The sequence below is a fragment of the Arthrobacter sp. B0316-1-20 genome (assembly GCF_059091865.1).
In genome coordinates this window covers 72,103-89,129 of sequence record NZ_JBNHHC010000028.1, presented here as the reverse complement: position 1 = coordinate 89,129, position 17,027 = coordinate 72,103, and the positions used below count along the sequence as shown (strand labels likewise).

General features: G+C 61.5%; 14 protein-coding genes. 8 read left to right on the top strand and 6 right to left on the bottom strand.

Translation table 11 applies throughout. The annotated features are described in order from the left end of the window. Positions 1 to 547: 547 nt before the first annotated feature. From fahA to AC5RW2_RS30735, 3 genes are all read right to left on the bottom strand, one after another. Positions 548 to 1,783: a fumarylacetoacetase gene (fahA, locus tag AC5RW2_RS30745; protein ID WP_494074872.1), complete on the bottom strand. Its 1,236-nt coding sequence runs from the start codon at positions 1,781 to 1,783 to the stop codon at positions 548 to 550. Positions 1,784 to 1,826: 43 nt separating this feature from the next. Continuing rightward, complete coding sequence (locus tag AC5RW2_RS30740; protein WP_494074871.1) at positions 1,827 to 2,594, bottom strand: hypothetical protein; 768 nt, start codon at positions 2,592 to 2,594, stop codon at positions 1,827 to 1,829. Positions 2,595 to 2,680: 86 nt separating this feature from the next. Further along, complete coding sequence (locus tag AC5RW2_RS30735; RefSeq protein WP_494074870.1) at positions 2,681 to 3,898, bottom strand: homogentisate 1,2-dioxygenase; 1,218 nt, start codon at positions 3,896 to 3,898, stop codon at positions 2,681 to 2,683. Positions 3,899 to 4,012: 114 nt separating this feature from the next. On the opposite strand from AC5RW2_RS30735, the gene AC5RW2_RS30730 reads away from it, so the two are divergent. Continuing rightward, positions 4,013 to 4,573, top strand: a complete 561-nt coding sequence (locus AC5RW2_RS30730) for a MarR family winged helix-turn-helix transcriptional regulator (protein WP_494074869.1) — start codon at positions 4,013 to 4,015, stop codon at positions 4,571 to 4,573. Positions 4,574 to 4,619: 46 nt separating this feature from the next. On the opposite strand, the gene AC5RW2_RS30725 is transcribed toward AC5RW2_RS30730, so the two are convergent. Further along, positions 4,620 to 5,165, bottom strand: a complete 546-nt coding sequence (locus tag AC5RW2_RS30725; RefSeq protein ID WP_494074868.1) for a MarR family winged helix-turn-helix transcriptional regulator — start codon at positions 5,163 to 5,165, stop codon at positions 4,620 to 4,622. A gap of 399 nt (positions 5,166 to 5,564) precedes the next feature. Here AC5RW2_RS30725 and AC5RW2_RS30720 point away from each other — a divergent pair, with 399 nt between their 5' ends. Genes AC5RW2_RS30720 through AC5RW2_RS30690 form a run of 7 tightly spaced genes read left to right on the top strand, consistent with a single transcriptional unit; the run spans position 5,565 to position 13,427 of the window. Continuing rightward, complete coding sequence (locus AC5RW2_RS30720) at positions 5,565 to 7,226, top strand: FAD-dependent monooxygenase (protein ID WP_494074867.1); 1,662 nt, start codon at positions 5,565 to 5,567, stop codon at positions 7,224 to 7,226. Further along, entirely contained in the window at positions 7,223 to 8,857 is a 1,635-nt protein-coding gene (locus AC5RW2_RS30715) for an AMP-binding protein (RefSeq protein WP_494074866.1), read from the top strand. Before AC5RW2_RS30720 ends, AC5RW2_RS30715 begins: the two co-directional genes overlap by 4 nt. Beyond that, a complete protein-coding gene (locus AC5RW2_RS30710; protein WP_494074865.1) occupies positions 8,854 to 9,285 on the top strand; it encodes a Zn-ribbon domain-containing OB-fold protein in 432 nt (143 codons plus the stop codon). Before AC5RW2_RS30715 ends, AC5RW2_RS30710 begins: the two co-directional genes overlap by 4 nt. Beyond that, the gene (locus AC5RW2_RS30705; protein WP_494074864.1) at positions 9,282 to 10,463 is read left to right on the top strand and encodes a thiolase family protein; all 1,182 of its coding nucleotides are present in this window, start codon (positions 9,282 to 9,284) and stop codon (positions 10,461 to 10,463) included. The genes AC5RW2_RS30710 and AC5RW2_RS30705 overlap by 4 nt, the downstream gene beginning before the upstream one ends. Then, the gene (locus tag AC5RW2_RS30700) at positions 10,358 to 11,572 is read left to right on the top strand and encodes an NADH:flavin oxidoreductase/NADH oxidase (protein ID WP_494074863.1); all 1,215 of its coding nucleotides are present in this window, start codon (positions 10,358 to 10,360) and stop codon (positions 11,570 to 11,572) included. Before AC5RW2_RS30705 ends, AC5RW2_RS30700 begins: the two co-directional genes overlap by 106 nt. A gap of 43 nt (positions 11,573 to 11,615) precedes the next feature. After that, the gene (locus AC5RW2_RS30695) at positions 11,616 to 12,944 is read left to right on the top strand and encodes an SLC13 family permease (protein ID WP_494074862.1); all 1,329 of its coding nucleotides are present in this window, start codon (positions 11,616 to 11,618) and stop codon (positions 12,942 to 12,944) included. Between the two features lie 51 nt (positions 12,945 to 12,995). After that, complete coding sequence (locus AC5RW2_RS30690) at positions 12,996 to 13,427, top strand: nuclear transport factor 2 family protein (RefSeq protein WP_494074861.1); 432 nt, start codon at positions 12,996 to 12,998, stop codon at positions 13,425 to 13,427. A gap of 784 nt (positions 13,428 to 14,211) precedes the next feature. Here AC5RW2_RS30690 and AC5RW2_RS30685 read toward each other — a convergent pair. Together AC5RW2_RS30685 and AC5RW2_RS30680 are read right to left on the bottom strand one after the other, a co-directional pair. After that, positions 14,212 to 15,303: an LLM class flavin-dependent oxidoreductase gene (locus AC5RW2_RS30685; protein WP_494074860.1), complete on the bottom strand. Its 1,092-nt coding sequence runs from the start codon at positions 15,301 to 15,303 to the stop codon at positions 14,212 to 14,214. Positions 15,304 to 16,335: 1,032 nt separating this feature from the next. Continuing rightward, the gene (locus tag AC5RW2_RS30680; RefSeq protein ID WP_494074859.1) at positions 16,336 to 16,527 is read right to left on the bottom strand and encodes a YjzC family protein; all 192 of its coding nucleotides are present in this window, start codon (positions 16,525 to 16,527) and stop codon (positions 16,336 to 16,338) included. Positions 16,528 to 17,027 lie beyond the last annotated feature (500 nt).

Sequence of the window (17,027 nt, the reverse complement as noted above, 5' to 3'; positions counted from 1 at the left end):
CGGGATGAGTTGTCCATAACTGCAGCCTTTCACAGCGGCAACTCCAAGCTGACACACGGCTCCTTGCTTTGGTCCTCGGGTATCGTGAGTGGTCCTGCTTGGGAGACTGGCTCGCGTTCCGCGTGTTTGCCAGTTAGGTACACCCCAACCTGACGTCAGGAAGATAGCTGAAAGAGCCAGGTTAGAGTACAAATCTCCAATCTCGGACGCCTTGAGGCCAAAGTCCTCAAATTCACTCTGACACTCAGGGGTCAGGGACTGGGCGGCGGGGGGTCTCCTTACACACTGTCCCAATAGCCGGTCCCTCATCGCGCCACTCCCCCTGCAAGGTTTAGGACACAGAAACGCCGTATTTGCGGCGTCTCAAGATGCGCGGATACCCCGCCCGCAATAATGCCCGGTGAAGGGGCGGCTATTGGGACGATCTGTGAGTCCACTACCCAAAACCTGACCTTGAGGCCTCTGCGGCCGGCGGTACTTGTGCTCCGTTAGCCACGAGCGCAATTAATTGTGCACTGATGGTTGTATGGGAGCGTTTCGGTGAGCCTCAGATCTTGGCCGGGGCGATGGTGCCGGTGCACTCGCTGAAATCTATGATGGAGCCGTTCGGTCCGGGTGCAGTCGCAGTCAAGGTGACCGTCTGACCGTCCTGCAGGAATGTCATCGTGGACCCGTCGGCCAGTGTGAGGGGTGACTCTCCGCCCCAAGACAGTTCGAGGAAGGACCCACGCTGACCTTGCTTGTGTCCTGATATCGTGCCGGAGCCAAGGAAGTCTCCCGGTCTGAGGCCGGCACCGTTGACGGTCATGTGCGCCACCATTTGCGGCGCGGTCCAGTACAACGAGCTCGCCGGCGGCCTTGCGACACTTTCCCCATCGAGGATGACATTCATGGTGATGTCTAATCCCCATGGGCCATCCTGCGTGTCCTCAAGGTAGGGCGCAAGTTGGTGCTCCCGCTTCGGCGGTTCAACGCGGGCGGATTCCAAGGCTTGGAACGGCACCACCCAAAGAGATATTGACGAGGCGAAGGACTTGCCCAGATACGGCCCCAAAGGCACGTACTCGTAGGCCTGAATATCACGGGCGGACCAGTCGTTGAACAGCACCACGCCAAAGAGGTGCTCAGCGGCGGCCTGACTGGTCGATACCTCACCGGATGGAGCTGCTCCGCCTAATACAAAGCCAAGCTCAGCCTCAATATCCAACTTGCGGGTGGGGCCGAAGCTGGGCGTGCCGTCTGCTTCCGGCCGGAGGCCCTTGGGCCGCAGGATACTGTGCCCGGACGGTATGACGGTTCCGGCCCGGCCGTGATACCCCACGGGCAGGTGCTTCCAGTTGGGCAGAAGCGGGGCCTGGTCCGGCCGGAAGATCCGTCCCACGTTAGAGGCGTGGTGCTCGGAGGCGTAGTAGTCGACGTAGTCTGCCACCGTGAATGGCATCTGCAGGGTGATCAGATCCAAGGGGTAGGAGCAGGACTGCACCGTGTCGTCCAGGCCATTGGTGGTTACCACGTCGATGAGCCACGTCCGCACAGCCGTCCATACGCTGTGGCCGGCGGCCAACAGCACGTCGAGGTTGGGTGCGGTCACAGCGGGAAGAGCATCTTCCGGCAATCTGGGTATGGAGTCCTGAAGTGCACGAGCGAGGGCCCCGAGGTCGATGGCATGATCTCCCAAACGCACCCCCAGACGCGCCTTCCCTCCTTCGATGGAAAACGAGCCATACGGCAGGTTCTCGGGGCCGAAGCCCTCGGTGGCAAAGCGGGCGGCGGCGGTAGTCACAGGTGTCTCTCTTTCGGCAGTGATTTGCGGACGGTTCTTCATCTCAGGCCAGCCCTGGTGGAAACAGCCCCAGTTGCCTCAGGCTTTCGGCCGGTTCGCTGACGCTGCAAGTCCCGAAGGATCTGAACGAGGCGCGCCAAGATCCATCGGAGGTATTGGCGAGCTTGGTGAGAGGTGCGGGGTTGGTCTCGGTAAGGATTTGCACCACGGTGCCCAGGGGGTCACCAGCTTGGGCAGCTGCGGTTGCCAGGGCGATGTTGAGGAATCCGTGATGGGTGAAGCCCGTGGTCGGGTTAGTATGGCGGACTGCCTCGTGGAGCCCTGCGGTTAATTTGAACTGCAGGCCCGCGGACACGGCGGCCGCTATCACTGCGGCCAGCTGTTCCGGGCTCGGGAACAGGTGAGCCTCCATACCGCCGGTGCGGTACTTTAGCTGCAGATTCGCCTCCAGAAGGTCGAGTGCGCCCTCACCGATCTGACCCGTCGTCAACTCTACGAAGACCTCGGGGCCTGTCACCCCCTTCGCTTCCTGGATCTGCGAGGTCCACACGTCGCGGACGCCGGGGTCGGTCTTCAGCTCCAGTGCGACGACTGCGATTTCGGGCCCGAGCTCGGCGATAGCTTCCAGTGCTTCTTTGAGCTTGCCGGCCGGCACGACGGCGGACACTTCCACGGCGCGTCCATCGCGATCCAGTCGTGAGGCGATTCGTCGCGCTTCCGGCAGGTCTTTGAGGGCTAGGACAGCCGGGCCGATAGCACTGCTGAACGGATTGGACCACCGGGACACATGGTCTTTGATGGCCTGCTCCAAAGGTGCGAGGCCGGGCGGAAAGGTTGCGGCATCATCAAAGAATCTCGCGAACTCGGCGGGGACCGTCTGCAGGGCCGAAACGGCCGTCACCGCCGCACCTCCGGCTGCCAGCGGCCACCGGCCCAGGACGAGGCGTAGACGCCGTCGTCTGTGGCCAAGGCGGCTTCGCCCAGCTCGAGTGGGCGGAAGGTGTCCACCATGACTGCCGTCTCGTCGAAGTAGTCAACGCCCAAGGAGGCCTCGATAGCTCCGGGTTGGGGACCGTGAGGGTGGCCGCCCGGGTGGATGGAGATTGACCCCTTGCCGATACCGGAGCCCTTGCGTGCCTCGTAGTCCCCGTCGACGTAGAACATGATCTCGTCCGAATCCACGTTCGAGTGGTAATACGGAACCGGCACCGCGAGCTCGTGGTAGTCAACCTTGCGGGGCACAAAATTACAGATGACGAAGTTCTGCCCCTCGAAGACCTGGTGGGAGGGCGGCGGCTGGTGGACCTTGCCGGTGATAGGCATGTAGTTCTTGATGTTGAAAACGTAGGGGTACAGGCAGCCGTCCCAGCCGACCACGTCGAAGGGGTGGTTCGGCAGGACGTGGATGCTGCCCTGGATGCCCGCGGTGCCGCGCCCGCGGTGCTTGATGTACAGTTCGACGTCTTTTTCCTCCCGCAGAAGGACTTCCGATGGGCCGCGCAGGTCCCGCTCGGAGTAAGGGGCATGCTCGAGCAACTGTCCGTACCGGGAGAGGTAGCGCTTGGGCGGGGCGATGTGCGAGTTCGCCTCGATGAAGTACAGCCGGGCATTCTCGCCGTCCCGCAGCACCCACCTGTGGATAGTCGCCCGCGGGATCACAATGTAGTCCCCCTCCGACACCTCCAAGGCCCCAAACTGCGTCTCGACCAGAGCGGATCCCCGCTCGACGTAGACGCATTCATCGCCGATCCCGTTCTTGTACAGCGGGGAGGTCTTGCCGACATGACCATAGGAGATCCGGACGTCGGCATTGCCCAGCACGAGCCGGCGGCCCGTCACGGCATCGACCTCCGGCACGTGGTCGGCATCGAAGAGGTCATGAAGCTTTAGGTGTCGCGGCAACAGTGGGTCGTTGGGAGTGAGGCTCTGGTCCGGCACCTCCCAGGTTCCGGCACCCACCAAGGCCGACGGAATGTGCCGGTGGTACAGCAGGGCCGAGTCAAGAGAGAACCCCTCCTCGCCCATGAGCTCCTCGTAGAGAACATTTCCATTTTTGTCCCTCAAGAGGGTGTGGCGCTGCTGCGGCACGATCCCCACCTGACGGTAGTACGCCATGGTCTTCTCCTTCTTGATGCCAGAAACTAAACCTGGTGATTTAGTAAAGGTATGTACTACTCCGATAGTAAAGCCATGTATCACTGAAGGGCAACCTTCGCCTAGAATTGGACCGTGCCTCACAGCGACCTCTCAGACTCCACCAGCCACGAAACGTCAGGACTGCCGGGCTATTGGGCGTTCGTCGACGCGGCACAGCGCCATATCTCAAGGGAGTTTCCAGAAGCGGATCTCACCGCAAACCGAGTCTTCCTGTCCCTGAACCGCGCGTCCTCCACCGTTATTTACGACTTCGAATCCACCATTCATCGGCCGGCCAGTGGCAGCTGGCCCACTTTCCGACTGCTGCTGGCACTGTGGGTCTCCGGGCCACTCAGCCCGAATGAGGCGGCCTTAATCACGGGCATGAGCCGCGCAGCTGTCTCGAACCTCACCGCGCCCTTGGTGAAAAAGGGCCTGCTGGAACGGCGCAAATCCCTTAATGACGGCCGCTCGGTCACGCTGCACCTCACGGCATCCGGCGCGGAACGCATCCGTGCCGACTTCTCCAGGCAGAACGAACGAGAGAGCCAGTGGGCGGGTGCTCTCAGCGAAGATGAACGCAACACTCTGATTCGGCTACTTGAAAAGCTAATGGCCCAGAGAGGCGCCGTCGGGGCACGGCAGCGAAAATAACTCCGGACGTAGAAGAGCCTGAAGCGTGGCATTCACCCCCGAGACGTCAGCCCCGCTCAACAGCGCCGATCTTCATCCGGCCTTCCATCAGCTTTTCCAGGAGCATGGTGAGCAATTTGCGCTCGATCGGCGTCAACGTAGAGGCCCATTCAGTTTCCCGTCGGTTGTGGGCAGCAAAAGACTCCGCAATGGCCGCCTCACCCTGCTCAGTAAGGTGCAGCGTCACTGCCCGCCCATCACTGGGGTCATTCCTTCGGTCGATGAGGCCGGCTTCCCGAAGGCTCGATGCCAGGCTCGAGACCGTTGGCCGGGGCATACCCGACAGCCGCGCCAATCGATGGGGGCTCAACGGCCCGGCAGTCCACAACACGAAAAGCAGCCGGAAGACCGAGTCCGTGAGCCCTAATGGCTTCAACGTCTGCACCTCCAGGTCGTAGATAACGACTCGCATAGCACGGTTCAGTGACATCACAAGGCGACTTGCCTCCATGTCGACATCACTGAGAGCGGCGGGAACGATCGCCTGGGCCTTTTCGACCAGCTCCCAGTAATTAATTTCGTCATGGCCGCCGCCTGTTAAGTCCTTATCCACAGCGCCAGCGTACACGGCTCCACTCTGACCTTCGCTCGTTTGGATCAGGACGAAAGTCCGTTGTGTTCGAATTACTTTTGCGGCCCCAAAAAAACTTGAAGAGTCGCCTACTCCAGATTCGTTCGATTTTCCGCATCAGGTTGGCGGGTTAGAGCATATGTGGGACGAAACGAAGTAGTACATACATTGACAACCTCTTCGATATAGTTCAGACTCGACGTAAATTCTTGTGGCCCACCCCACACTCGCGGTCTTGGGGCACGTGTTCCTACCACTCGAACGGGTAAGTGGTCAGACCGCGGCGGCAGAACCTTCAGGAGGAATCAGCTCATGTATTACCAATGGGAACAGTTCGCCGTTTCAGCGGTAGACCCCACCGACGAGGACGTCATCCACGATGTGGCCATCGTTGGCGGCGGCCCCGTGGGACTGTCCCTGGCCGTATCGCTGCGCAATCAGGGTCTGGACGTCATCATCCTTGAAGCTAGGACGCAGGTGTCCGATGGAAGCCGTGCGATCACCATGAATCGCGAGAGCCTCGGCTTCTTCTCCCGGATTGGCGTAGCCGACGACTACCTGAAAATGGCCCAGATACGGCAGCGCAGCATCGTCCTTCATGGCAACGAGGAACTCTGGCGTACTGAGTTCCTCCCTGAAGAGACCGAGCGGTGGCCCTCGCTGGCCCTGCTGCAACAGTGTTGGCTGGAAGACATCCTGATTGGCAAACTGGGCGACGATGCCAAAGACATCATCAGATGGGGGCACTCGGTTACCGGCGTTTCCCAACAGGATGCTTCGGCGACTGTCCAGGTCGAAGTGCAAGGGCATTCCTACCAGACCCGGGCCCGCTATGTCGTTGGGGCGGACGGCGCCCGGGGCATCACACGCAAGTCTCTGGACCTCGAATACCGGGAAATCATCCCCAAGCGGGGTGCGGCTACAAACTTCGTGATCTGCGACTTCACCATGGACCACCCCTTGGAATCCGGGCGTCGCCTGTTCATCGGCCCGGAGTACGCCCCCAATTCAATTTCGCTGTTCCATTCGCAGCCGTTCAATATATGGCGCTTGGACTATGAGGTGCCGGGCGGATTAACGCCCGAAGAAGCCGCGACGCCCGAGGCCGCCGAATCCAGGGTGCGGCAGCACTTGGCAATGATGAGCATCGACGCCGATCCGGAGATTCTCTGGGTCACCACGTATCGGGCCATGGGGCGCACCCTCGACAGCTACCGTCACGGCCGGGTCCTGTTCGTTGGAGACGCGGCACACCAATCCCCCATCTTCGGCGGGCGCGGCCTGAACATGGGCTTCGGCGATGTCAACGCCCTGGCTTGGCGGCTTCCGCTGGCGCTGGCCGGCGATTCAATTCAGCTCGATCACTACTCAAGGGAACGCACCTATGTTGTTCGACGCATGCTCCAGGCCTTGACCCCGGTATGCCTGTTCATGACCAGCGCCGACGAACAGTCCCGGCTCCTTCGTCGTGCGGTCATGGACCTGCTTCCTGAAGTACCACGGCTAAAGGAGCTAGTCGATGGTCATGCTGCGGCCCAGGTCTCCGATTTTCCCCTCGACGACGCAATTCCCGGTGGCGTCGGTCGCCCCCTGCGGGAACTCGTGGTGGCCACGGCTTCACAGGAATCGAAGTATCTGAGTGAGTTGCTCCCGAAAGGGCACTTCAGCATCACAATGCTGTCTGGCCTAACCGGTCCTGACGACATGGTCTCACTGCAACTGCAAAGGATGGAAGCGCCTTCGGACGGTGAATCAACGGGCGACGAACCGGAACTCCACGTGGTCCTGGCACCACGCCGGATGGTCTTTGAACGCTTGGGGCTGAACGCCGCGGGCGATGTCCTCTACGGACGCCCTGACAGGATTGTCACTTCGGTCTCCCATCAGGATCACAAAGCACTGGATGATCTGCCTTTGACGGATCTGCAGCACTCGTTCGTCCGCTTGTCCCGGCTCATGGCCTCCGAGGAGGGCCGGCACCTGGAGCCGCCTGTGATCCGTACGATGCTCCGGGATTCAGTTTTGGAAGGGGCCGAAAAGTGACGCCGACCCCATCAACGGTGGCACGTCTTGACGACCTGCATCTCGGCTTCGATTTCGACGAGCTGACCCTCTTCAATGCGTTGTCTGCCCGCGCCGCGGCGGACCCCGACAAGGTCTTTTTGGTGGACCTGGACACCGGCGCCGAATACACCTATGGCCGGATGGTCGAAGAGTCGATCCATTATTCGCGGTGGATGCAACAGAAGGGGGTGGGACCCCGGACGCACGTTGCCGTCCAGTTGCCCAACGCGGTCGAGCACATCCTAACCTATGTGGCACTTAGCCGGCTCGGGGCTGTAGCCATTCCGCTCAACACCCAGGCTAAAGACGACCTGTTGGCCTACTACCTGTCGAACTCTGATGCCGCGTTCCTCCTGCACGATGCCAACAACCCCTCCGCGGCCGTCACCGCCCGCAGGGAGAAGGTCACTCCCATCGGGTTCTCCGGCCCCTGGATGGATTCCCCGAAACCGTCGGGGACCACAGGAATCTCCCACCAGGAAATCTGTGCGGCCGGCAACCGGCAAGGGAACCCCGTAGAGAGGGTTGACCCCACGGAGCTCGGCTACATCAATTACACCTCGGGGACTACGGGTCCCTCGAAGGGTGTGATGATGACTCATGTTCGGGCGATGCTATGGGGGTTCAGCCATGTAGTCTCGTTTGGCTACGAGTCCACGGACCGGGTTTATATCTGCTTGCCCCTGTTCCACGTCAATGCGTTTCAAGGCGCTTTGAACTGCGCCATCGGGGCAGACTCTACCGTCTTCCTGCGCCGTCGCTTTTCGGCCTCGAAGTTCTGGGCTGATATCCGGGACAACTCGATTACCGCAACCAACCTGCTCGGCTCCATGGCCGCAATCCTTTGGAAGCGGGAGCCCGATCCGCACGACGCCGATAACGACCTGCGCATGGTTATGACCGTCCCGCTTCCGGCCTACGCGAAAGACTTCGAGCGGCGCTTCGGGCTCCGTTTCACGTCGGGCTACAGTTTGACCGACTACGGGCCGAGCCACGCATACACGCTGAATGATCCTCCGGAGAAGCTGGGATCGGCCGGCCGCCTCCGCCCAACCATGGACGCGAAGATCGTCGATCAGCGTGACCTTGAGGTCGGCGTCGACGTCAAGGGTGAACTGCTGATCCGGACGAATGCCCCGTGGAACGAATCGAGCGGATACTACGGCATGCCAGAGAAAACCTTGGAGAGCCGGCGCAACGGCTGGTTCCACACCGGTGACCTCTGCCGCATCGACGCCGACGGCTACATGTGGTTCGAGGACCGGCTGAAAGATGTCATCCGGCGCCGTGGCGAAAACATCTCCGCTTACGAGCTGGAATCCCTGGTCTCCTCTTTGGGCGGCGTTCGGGACGTGGCCGCCATAGCCGTTCCCTCAGAGTTGGAGGAAGACGAGATCGCCCTGTATGTCGAGTGCCTGGATGATTCTTCCGCCGGCATCGCCGCATTGCAGGTCCAGTGCGAGGCACGGCTGCCGCGCTACATGCATCCCGAGTTTTACATTCCTGTGCCCTCGCTTCCCCGTAATGCCAGCCACAAGGTTGAGAAGTTCAAGCTCAAGGAACACTTCTCTTCGTTGGAAAACAAGCAGCAGTTTCGGAGGTTGCCGTGACTGTTCACGAGTGGGCGCACGGCCGCAGTACGCCGGGCGTTACTGCGGAAACCAGGGACTATTGGGAGGGCGGCGCCCAAGGTGAGCTTCGCATTCAGCATTGCAGTGCATGCAGCATCTGGCAGCACCCGCCGAGCCCGGTGTGCCGGACCTGCCATGGACGGTCGAATCTCAGTGCCCGAGCGGTCAGCGGTGTGGGGCACGTGGCTTCCTGGACCCAGAACAACCAGTCCTGGTACCCCGGCCAACCGGTGCCCTTCCGCGTTGGCTATGTCGAACTGATCGAGCAGCCCGGCCTGTTCGTCTTCGGCGGCCTCATCGGGCTTAAGGACGAGGACCCCACCGGTCGGGCGGTGGAGACGCTGTTCCATCAGCAGGGCTCAGCCTGGCTGCCGGTCTTTCGCATCAACGAAGAAACAGAACGATGATCTCAGAACGTAACATCGCCGTCACCGGCATCGGGCTGTCTGAAGTGGCGCGCCCGGCGCAGTCCAGCGCACTCAGCCTCACCGTCGACGCGGTCCTTGAAGCAGTCACGGACGCGGGGCTGAACATTGCCGACATCGACGGAATCTCGACCTATCCGGGGGCGTCGAACACCGGTCCGGGCTTTGCCCCCGTTGGCGCACAGGACCTGCGGCTCGCGTTGGGAATGGACGTGAGCTGGTATTCATCCGCCGCACTGGATTCTCCCAGTCAGTTCAGCGCCATCGTCAACGCAATTGGCGCCATTTCCGCCGGCCTGGCCCGACACGTCCTGGTATTCCGCACCGTCTCGGAGGCCACCTCCAGGCTTCGCGACAAACAGCGCCAGACCTGGGCCGGGTCGACAGACGAAATTTGGGGATTCTGGGAGTGGACCGCGCCCTATGGGATTGAATCGCCCGTCCCGTGGTACGCAACGTACGCGCAACGGTACATGCACGACCATGGCCTCACGGAGGAACAACTGGGCGCTTTGGCCGTCAACGCCCGCAGTATGGCCGCAGGCAATCCGGCCGCCATCTACCGTGACCCACTGTCGATGGACGACTACCTGGCGAGCAGGGTCATCTCCTGGCCGCTTCGACTATACGATTGCGATGTACCGGTCGATGGCTCGGTGGCTTTCGTCCTATCAAAGGTGGACGACGCACGCCACCTCAACAGGCCGCCCCTCCGTTTCGAAGCCATCGGCACCGCCATGGGATCCGGCGGACTCCGGGACCCGCTGAGCCTCTCCTCTTTTGGCGCGGAGAAGGCCGCAGCAATGCTATGGGAACGGTCCCGAGTCCCCAGGAATGCAGTCAGGGTGGCTGAAATCTACGACGGCATGAGTATTCTCACCGTTCATTGGCTCGAGGCCTTGGGCTTCTGTCCCCCGGGCGCCGTCGGCCCCTTCATCGAAGGTGGGCACAACATCGGCTTGGCAGGCGAGCTCCCCATGAACACAGGTGGAGGCCAGCTCTCCGCCGGCCGCCTACATGGACTCGGCCACCTACACGAAGCCTGCATGCAACTATGGGGCCGCGGCGGAGCCCGCCAGGTCCCCAAAGAACCAGATGTAGCTGCCATCAGCATGGGTGCCTACGGGCTCGGCTGTGCACTGCTCATGAGGGAGGACTAAGAGTGACCCACCTATTTGACCCTATCCACCTCGGCACGGCGGTGCTACCCAACCGGATCGTGATTCCGCCTATGTGCCAGTACTCGGCCACAGACGGGCTGGCCTCCGACTGGCACCTCATTCATGTTGGCAGCCTCGCCCTTTCAGGTGCCGGGCTGCTCATCATGGAGGCAACCGCAGTCACCCCGGAAGGCCGCATCACTCATGACTGTCTGGGGCTGTGGCGCGATGACCAGGCAATGGCTCTCGAGGCACTGGTCAAATCCGTTAAGGCGAACTCAAATATCCGCCTTGGAATCCAGCTATCGCATGCAGGCCGCAAGGCCTCTTCTCACAGTCCTCGCACATCCGGGGCCGGACCACTAGGCCCCGGCCAGTCCTGGCCAACCATCGGCCCCAGTCCGGTACCCGTCTCCGACCGGTGGCCAACGCCGCATCCGATGACCGAGGCAGACATGAACCGCATCGTCACCCAGCATGTGGCGGCCGCAAACCGTGCTGTCGAGGCAGGATTCGATCTCATCGAACTGCACGCTGCCCATGGATACCTGCTGAGTTCATTCCTATCGCCCCTGGCCAATCAACGTTCGGACGCCTACGGCGGCCTTTACAACAACCGTGCACGCTTCCCTCTTCGGGTGTTCGAGGCCGTTCGGGCGTCCGTGCCCAAGGACGTGGCAGTCGGCGCCCGTATTAACGGAACAGATTGGGCTGAAGGCGGAATCACCCCGGACGAAGCTAGCCGCTTCGCCAGTGACCTCGAGGCTCGGGGCGCCGACTACATTCACGTCAGCTCCGGGGGCAACGTCAGGGGAGACATCCCTCTATCCCCCGGCTACCAAGTGCCGGCCGCCGAGCTGATCCGCGGCGAGGTCAGCATTCCCGTGATCGGCGTGGGGCTGCTCAACGATCCCCGTTTCGCCAATGAACTCATCAGCCGCGGGTCCGTGGACCTCGTCGGCATCGGACGCGGACACCTCCATAATCCGCACTGGGCGTGGACAGCGGCGGAGGACCTCGGGCACACACTAGAGGTCCCCTACCAATACTCCCGAGCCCGCCTCAGCACTTTCGAGCCCCCAAAGTCCTGGAGCCACCTGGCTCGGTAAGCCCAAATCCAACCCACACCTATCCACCCATATCGGAGGACTCATGCTCATCCTTCTGGCAGTCGTCATGCTGCTGGCGATCTTCGTGATCGCGTCAGTATGGAAAATCAACATGGGATTGTTGATGCTGTTCGCAGCGTCAGTAATTGCTTTCCTTGGCAACGTATCCCCCGAAGTCATCGGAAAGTCATTCCCCAGCGGGACTTTCATCCTCATCGCCGGGATCACCTATTTCTTCGTAGTAGTGGAGTCCAGCGGAACGATGGACTACATCGTCGACTCGCTACTGCGGCTGGTCCGAGGATCGGTCGCGGTGGTTCCGTTCCTGTTCTTCGGCCTGGCCGCGGCCACCACGGCGATTGGAGCCTACCCGCCGGCCGTCGCGGCACTGATTGTTCCCGTTGCCATGCGCCTGGCCAGGGACCACGGAATCAACCGCTTCCTAATGGCCATCATGGTGATCCATGGCATTCTGGCCGGTAACTTCGGTCCCCTTGCCACGCCGGGCGTGTTTACTGCAAAGGTGCTCACCGATGCAGGAATCGACCCGATCACCATGCAGCTGTTCCTGAGTCATCTGGTGGTCAACGGCGCCGTCGCCACTGTCGCTTACCTCGCCTTTGGGGGACTGAAGCTTGTGCGCACCAAGCGAGTCGTCATGGCGAAGCCCGAGCTGGTCACTGTCGGCGCAGGAGGAGCGCACTCGGCCCCCATCGCTTCCCGGGGGTCTGGCGGCGAAGGCGAACAGGATGCCGCGGGGACCGGCGCAAAGCTGGCACATCCCCGGCCCAACCGGTATCAGCTGGCCACAATCACGGCTCTGATCGCATTGGTCGTGCTGGCTCTGGGCCTCGGATGGGATATCGGATACACGGCCCTGGGCCTCGGCCTCGCCTTGACCCTGTGCTTCGAACGCAAGGACAACTCCTTCGTTGGCAAGATGCCCTGGGGTGTCATCCTCATGCTGGCGGGCGTTCTTGTGTACTTCGGCGTGCTGACGGAGATCGGCGCTGTCGATGCCATCAGCAACTTGCTGGCGAGCATGGGCTCTGACGTCGCCTCTGTCCTGGCACTGTCATTCCTCAGCGGCATCATCTCGGCCTTCGCGTCGTCGATCACCACCATCGGGGCATCATTGCAGCTGGCCACCCCGCTAATCGGTCCCGAGATGAGCACCCTGTCAGTTGTCGGGCCGGTGACCATCTCCTCCACGATCGTTGACGCAAGTCCCATTGGCATCATCGGGGCGCTCTCACTCGCCTCCGTTGAAACCGAAGCCCGCCCGAAACTCATGCGATCCATGCTGCTCTGGGCTGGCGCAATGGTCCTGCTGGGCCCGCCGTTGGCCTGGCTCGTTCTCACCGTCCTATAGAGACGATGCAGGAGCGAACGACATGGAAGGGAACAATTTCTCAGGAGCGACATGATTACTGATTTCCGCGGAACCGCCGCTACGACCGACGACGTCGTGGCCACAAATCAGCTCTACGGTTTGCAGAGTCATGCCATTGATTCCGGAGACGCCCTAGGGTGGGCGGCAACGTTCACAGAGGACGGAATTTTCAGCTCTCCGACCTACCCGGCACCTGCCGAGGGCCGGAGGGCCTTGGCCAGGTTTGCCGAACAATTCGCGGCAGATTGCCGCCTGAACAATCAAGTCCTCCGCCACGTGGTCACCAACCTGCAGGTGAAACAGATGTCGGGCGATTCCCTCAAGTGTCTCGCCTACCTGCAAATCATCGGCACGAAGGCGGGCCAGCCGACACAACTGCATAGGATCACTGTGATTGAGGATGATCTGGCGCGCACGTCAGAAGGCCTGCTGGTAGCTTTCCGACGAGTGCGGCCAGACTAATCAGCGGCAGCTCCATGCCAGAGCCTTTGAGACATCGCGCAGAAACTGTCCTGTAAGCCATCACGAAACAGTGACTGCGTTGGGCCAACCAACACGCCTTGTGGGGCCAGTCGGGCTTTATCGGAGGGCCCGAACAGCTGGACATTGTTGCCCGGAGGTGAACCGGCTGGTGTAGGAACGTCGAACCCTGCCTAATGAAGTTCAGCCGCCTAGGCGGAGGAGATCGAGTAGTGCGTCACCACGGACAAACGAGGCGGTCCAGGTGGGTAAAGTCTCCCTGCAGCATTGTTTCCGGCAGAAATGAGTGGGGCCCGCGCGGCGGGCCCCACTTTCTATTCTCGAGAGCCCTGGACTATCTTCGCTGCGGTTGGGATGTCCCGCATGGTCCTGGCTCCTACGAAATCGAGGTAGGCCAAATGGGCCAACGCCCCTGCTGCATCGGCCCGATGGCTGGGATCAGCCCTGGGAGTTCGGCCGTAGCTGGTGCCCGAGACATGCATAGACGCCATGGCGATTCCAGATCTTCCGGGAACGCGCCATTCGGCTCATGGTCAACTAACACGTCAGGCTAGAGCACACCTTAACCTGACGTCAGCAAGGGATTCGAAAAGATGTCTATATAGGGTTGATTTGCTATTTAATGGCACAGCTTGGCGAAAGTTTTAGATTCTAACCTGACACTTTGAGAGTTACAGTGGGGCGTGTAGTGGGCTCGGTGGCAACCGGCCCGCCATGGCCACTTGTCGCAGTACTCATCAAGCCACCGCCGATTCAGGTGCCGATATCATTTCCCCGCCTCGGCCGTGGGGCTCCAGCCGAGGGCCGGAGCGATTTCGCGGGCGAAGACCTCCAGACGCTTGATGTCCAGGTCCGCGCCCGGAGTGCTGTCCCCGGCGGCCGGATAGAGCCCCACCGTGGGCAGGAAGTCGGTGACCTGGCCCAGCAGCGCCGGGTCCGCCCGCAGGTCGGACACCACGTCCTGGACGGTTCCGTATCGGGTCACCCGCTCCAGGTACCCGGCGGTGTCCAGCGGCGCCAGGGTCGGCTCGTAGGCATCGGCAAATTCGCGCCACTGGCGCAGCTCGTCCTCCACCTGGCGCTGGATGGCCTCGCGGCTGTCACCCACGTATGTGAACCGCAGCGCGCCGATGCGCAGCTTCTTCGAGTCCCCGTGGACCCGCCGCCACTCCGCGGTGTAGGCGGCGATCTTCGCCTTCTGCGCGTGGACCGGGTGATCAGAGAACGTGCCGATCAGCAGCCCGTCGCCGGCCCGCGCCGCGGCGGCCGCCCGCTCGGGAGTGCCCGCCGAATGCCACAGCCGCTCGCGCAGCCCCGGCGCCTGGGGGTAGAGCCGGCGGGCGTCGTCCTCCGGGGTCAGCGAGCCGCCCCCGAACAGCTGGTGCAAGACCCCGAGGTTCCGGTCGAACAGCTCCCGGCGGTCCTCGTAGTCGTGGCCGAACGCGGCGAACGCAGCCTGGTCCCCTCCGCCGCTGCCCAGGCCCAGGTTGACCCGCCCGCCGGAGAGCTCGTGCAGCACCGCCGCGTCCTCGGCCAGACGCACCGGGTCCTCCAGCGGCAGGACCGTGACCGCCGTGCCCAGCTCGATGCTGCTGGTCCGCTCCGCGACCCCGGCAAGGAACGTCAGCGGGGACGGAAGCCTGCCGCTGCCGAGCCCGAAGTGGTGCTGGCCCACCCACACGCTCTGGTATCCGAGCTCCTCCGCGGCCACGATCGTGTCGCGAAGCTGGGCGTAGAGCTCGCGCGTCGATTGCCCGTCAACCCCATGCACTTGGGTGAAGAACCCGAGCCGGAACGGATTGCCGGCCGGTCGGCCCCCCTCAGACGGGCGGTTGTCCAGTTCCGTTGAAACGCTCATTCATGCCTCCAGTGCTGTGAACTCTGTTCCTGACCGAAAGAAAGGGGCAGGACTGTTTTCGACAACCGTAGGGGCGGCTCGCAGAGGGACGTGGACCGGTTAAGGATCGTGTACCCACAAGTAGTTTCATGTCTTTGAATAAAGAACTTTTACAACCAACAACATTGTGGGCTTGTATGACCGTGCTATCACCGCTACTGCGAAGTCGCTCAAGAACTCGGTTTGGGCCAAGGCGCCTCCGGGGGTGGTGTTGAAGTAGGAGCGTCCGCCGCTGCGGATGTGTGGAAGGCTCCGCAGGCCAGCGCGGCCAAGCCTTCCTCCACCAATGCCGGATTGCAGTCCACAGAGCAGCCTGTCGATCAGTTGATGGCCACGAGCATTTTGGTCATCCCAGCCCATCACTCCCCGTCCCATCAAAGACCCGGGTCCTAATTGCTGAGAATTGGAGGGGTTGGATGCATTGGTGAGACAGTGCGGTTTCAAAGTCACCGCGAGTGCGTGCCAACGCCGGCGGGCGGGAGCCCAGTCCTGATAACCGGTCCTTTGATACGACGGCGCGGATGTACCGCCGGGTCGCCGACACGAGGCCCGACAATGAATTGGGACAGATAGCGCTGGCCCGACCGCACCATCCGACCTCACGTCAAATGTCCTGTGAAAGGCGGCGCTCCCAGGGAACGGGCGTGTTGCGCGTTTGGGAGGTCCACGAAGTCCACTTCGGTGTCAGGATCCCAATGCTGCCCGCAGCATAAGGACCTGTGGCTGAAAGATGGCGATGACTGGGTGACGTATAAGTAGCAGCATGCGTTTTGCCCGCGTGACCGGGAGAGAGTGGTCAGTAGCCAGCCCCGCCGGGGAGATTGTTTTGGCGGGGCTGGCTACTACTGCTAATCGCGGGTTACCTGTCGCGTACCCATTCGCGGGTGGCGAGGTTGTAAGTCGCCCAATACCCGCGTGGGTCTGCAAGAGATCCCTCGAAGAACTGGCATTCGCCGTCTTCCGGAAGGTCAGTTAGCGACCTTTCCCGGCGCATTACTTGCTACGTCCTGCACCGTTTTTGCTCCGGTCAGCCAAGATATAGCTCTGTCCTGCGCGTTCGGTCGGCGGCAGCGTCTCGCCTTTGACTACTGTCCGTTCGACGTTCGTCCGACCCCCGCGAGGACCAACCATTTCGTACTGCCCTGAAGCTGGGGCAGTATTACCGGGCTTGAGTTGCTTACTCATTGAATTGCCTTCCCGCAAGAGGCGGTGAGACACACCGGCTCGCCCGCACCGCGCCATTTAGTCGCGGTGCGTCTGAGCCTGTAGGCTTGGGGCATCTTTCCCGAGATATCCCGGCCTCAGTCTGGCACCTTGGTCCTCAGAGACATTGTGTCGGCTGAGGCCTTTCTTTCTTGCTGACATAAACACTACATCTAGTGGTTCCGGCCAATCGGAACCCCAAGATGATGTATTACAAGTATGTCATTCCGTCCCCATGACTATCCACAGCCCACGGGGATATCTTTGGTGGTTAAACAGTTGAATTTTCGGGCTTTTCGATCCGTCGTCCACAGCCTGTGGATTCCCTGCCCACAGCTGGGGAAAGTATCGTGTCGCCGCTTCCTCGGCGTGTCGTTCATGGGATGCGGAGTACTAGATGTTGTGGTCGATTAAACCTATTGAGGATAACTTGATTCGACCTTTACTTTGTCCTGAGCTTGAAGCGAAAGAAACCCGCCCAC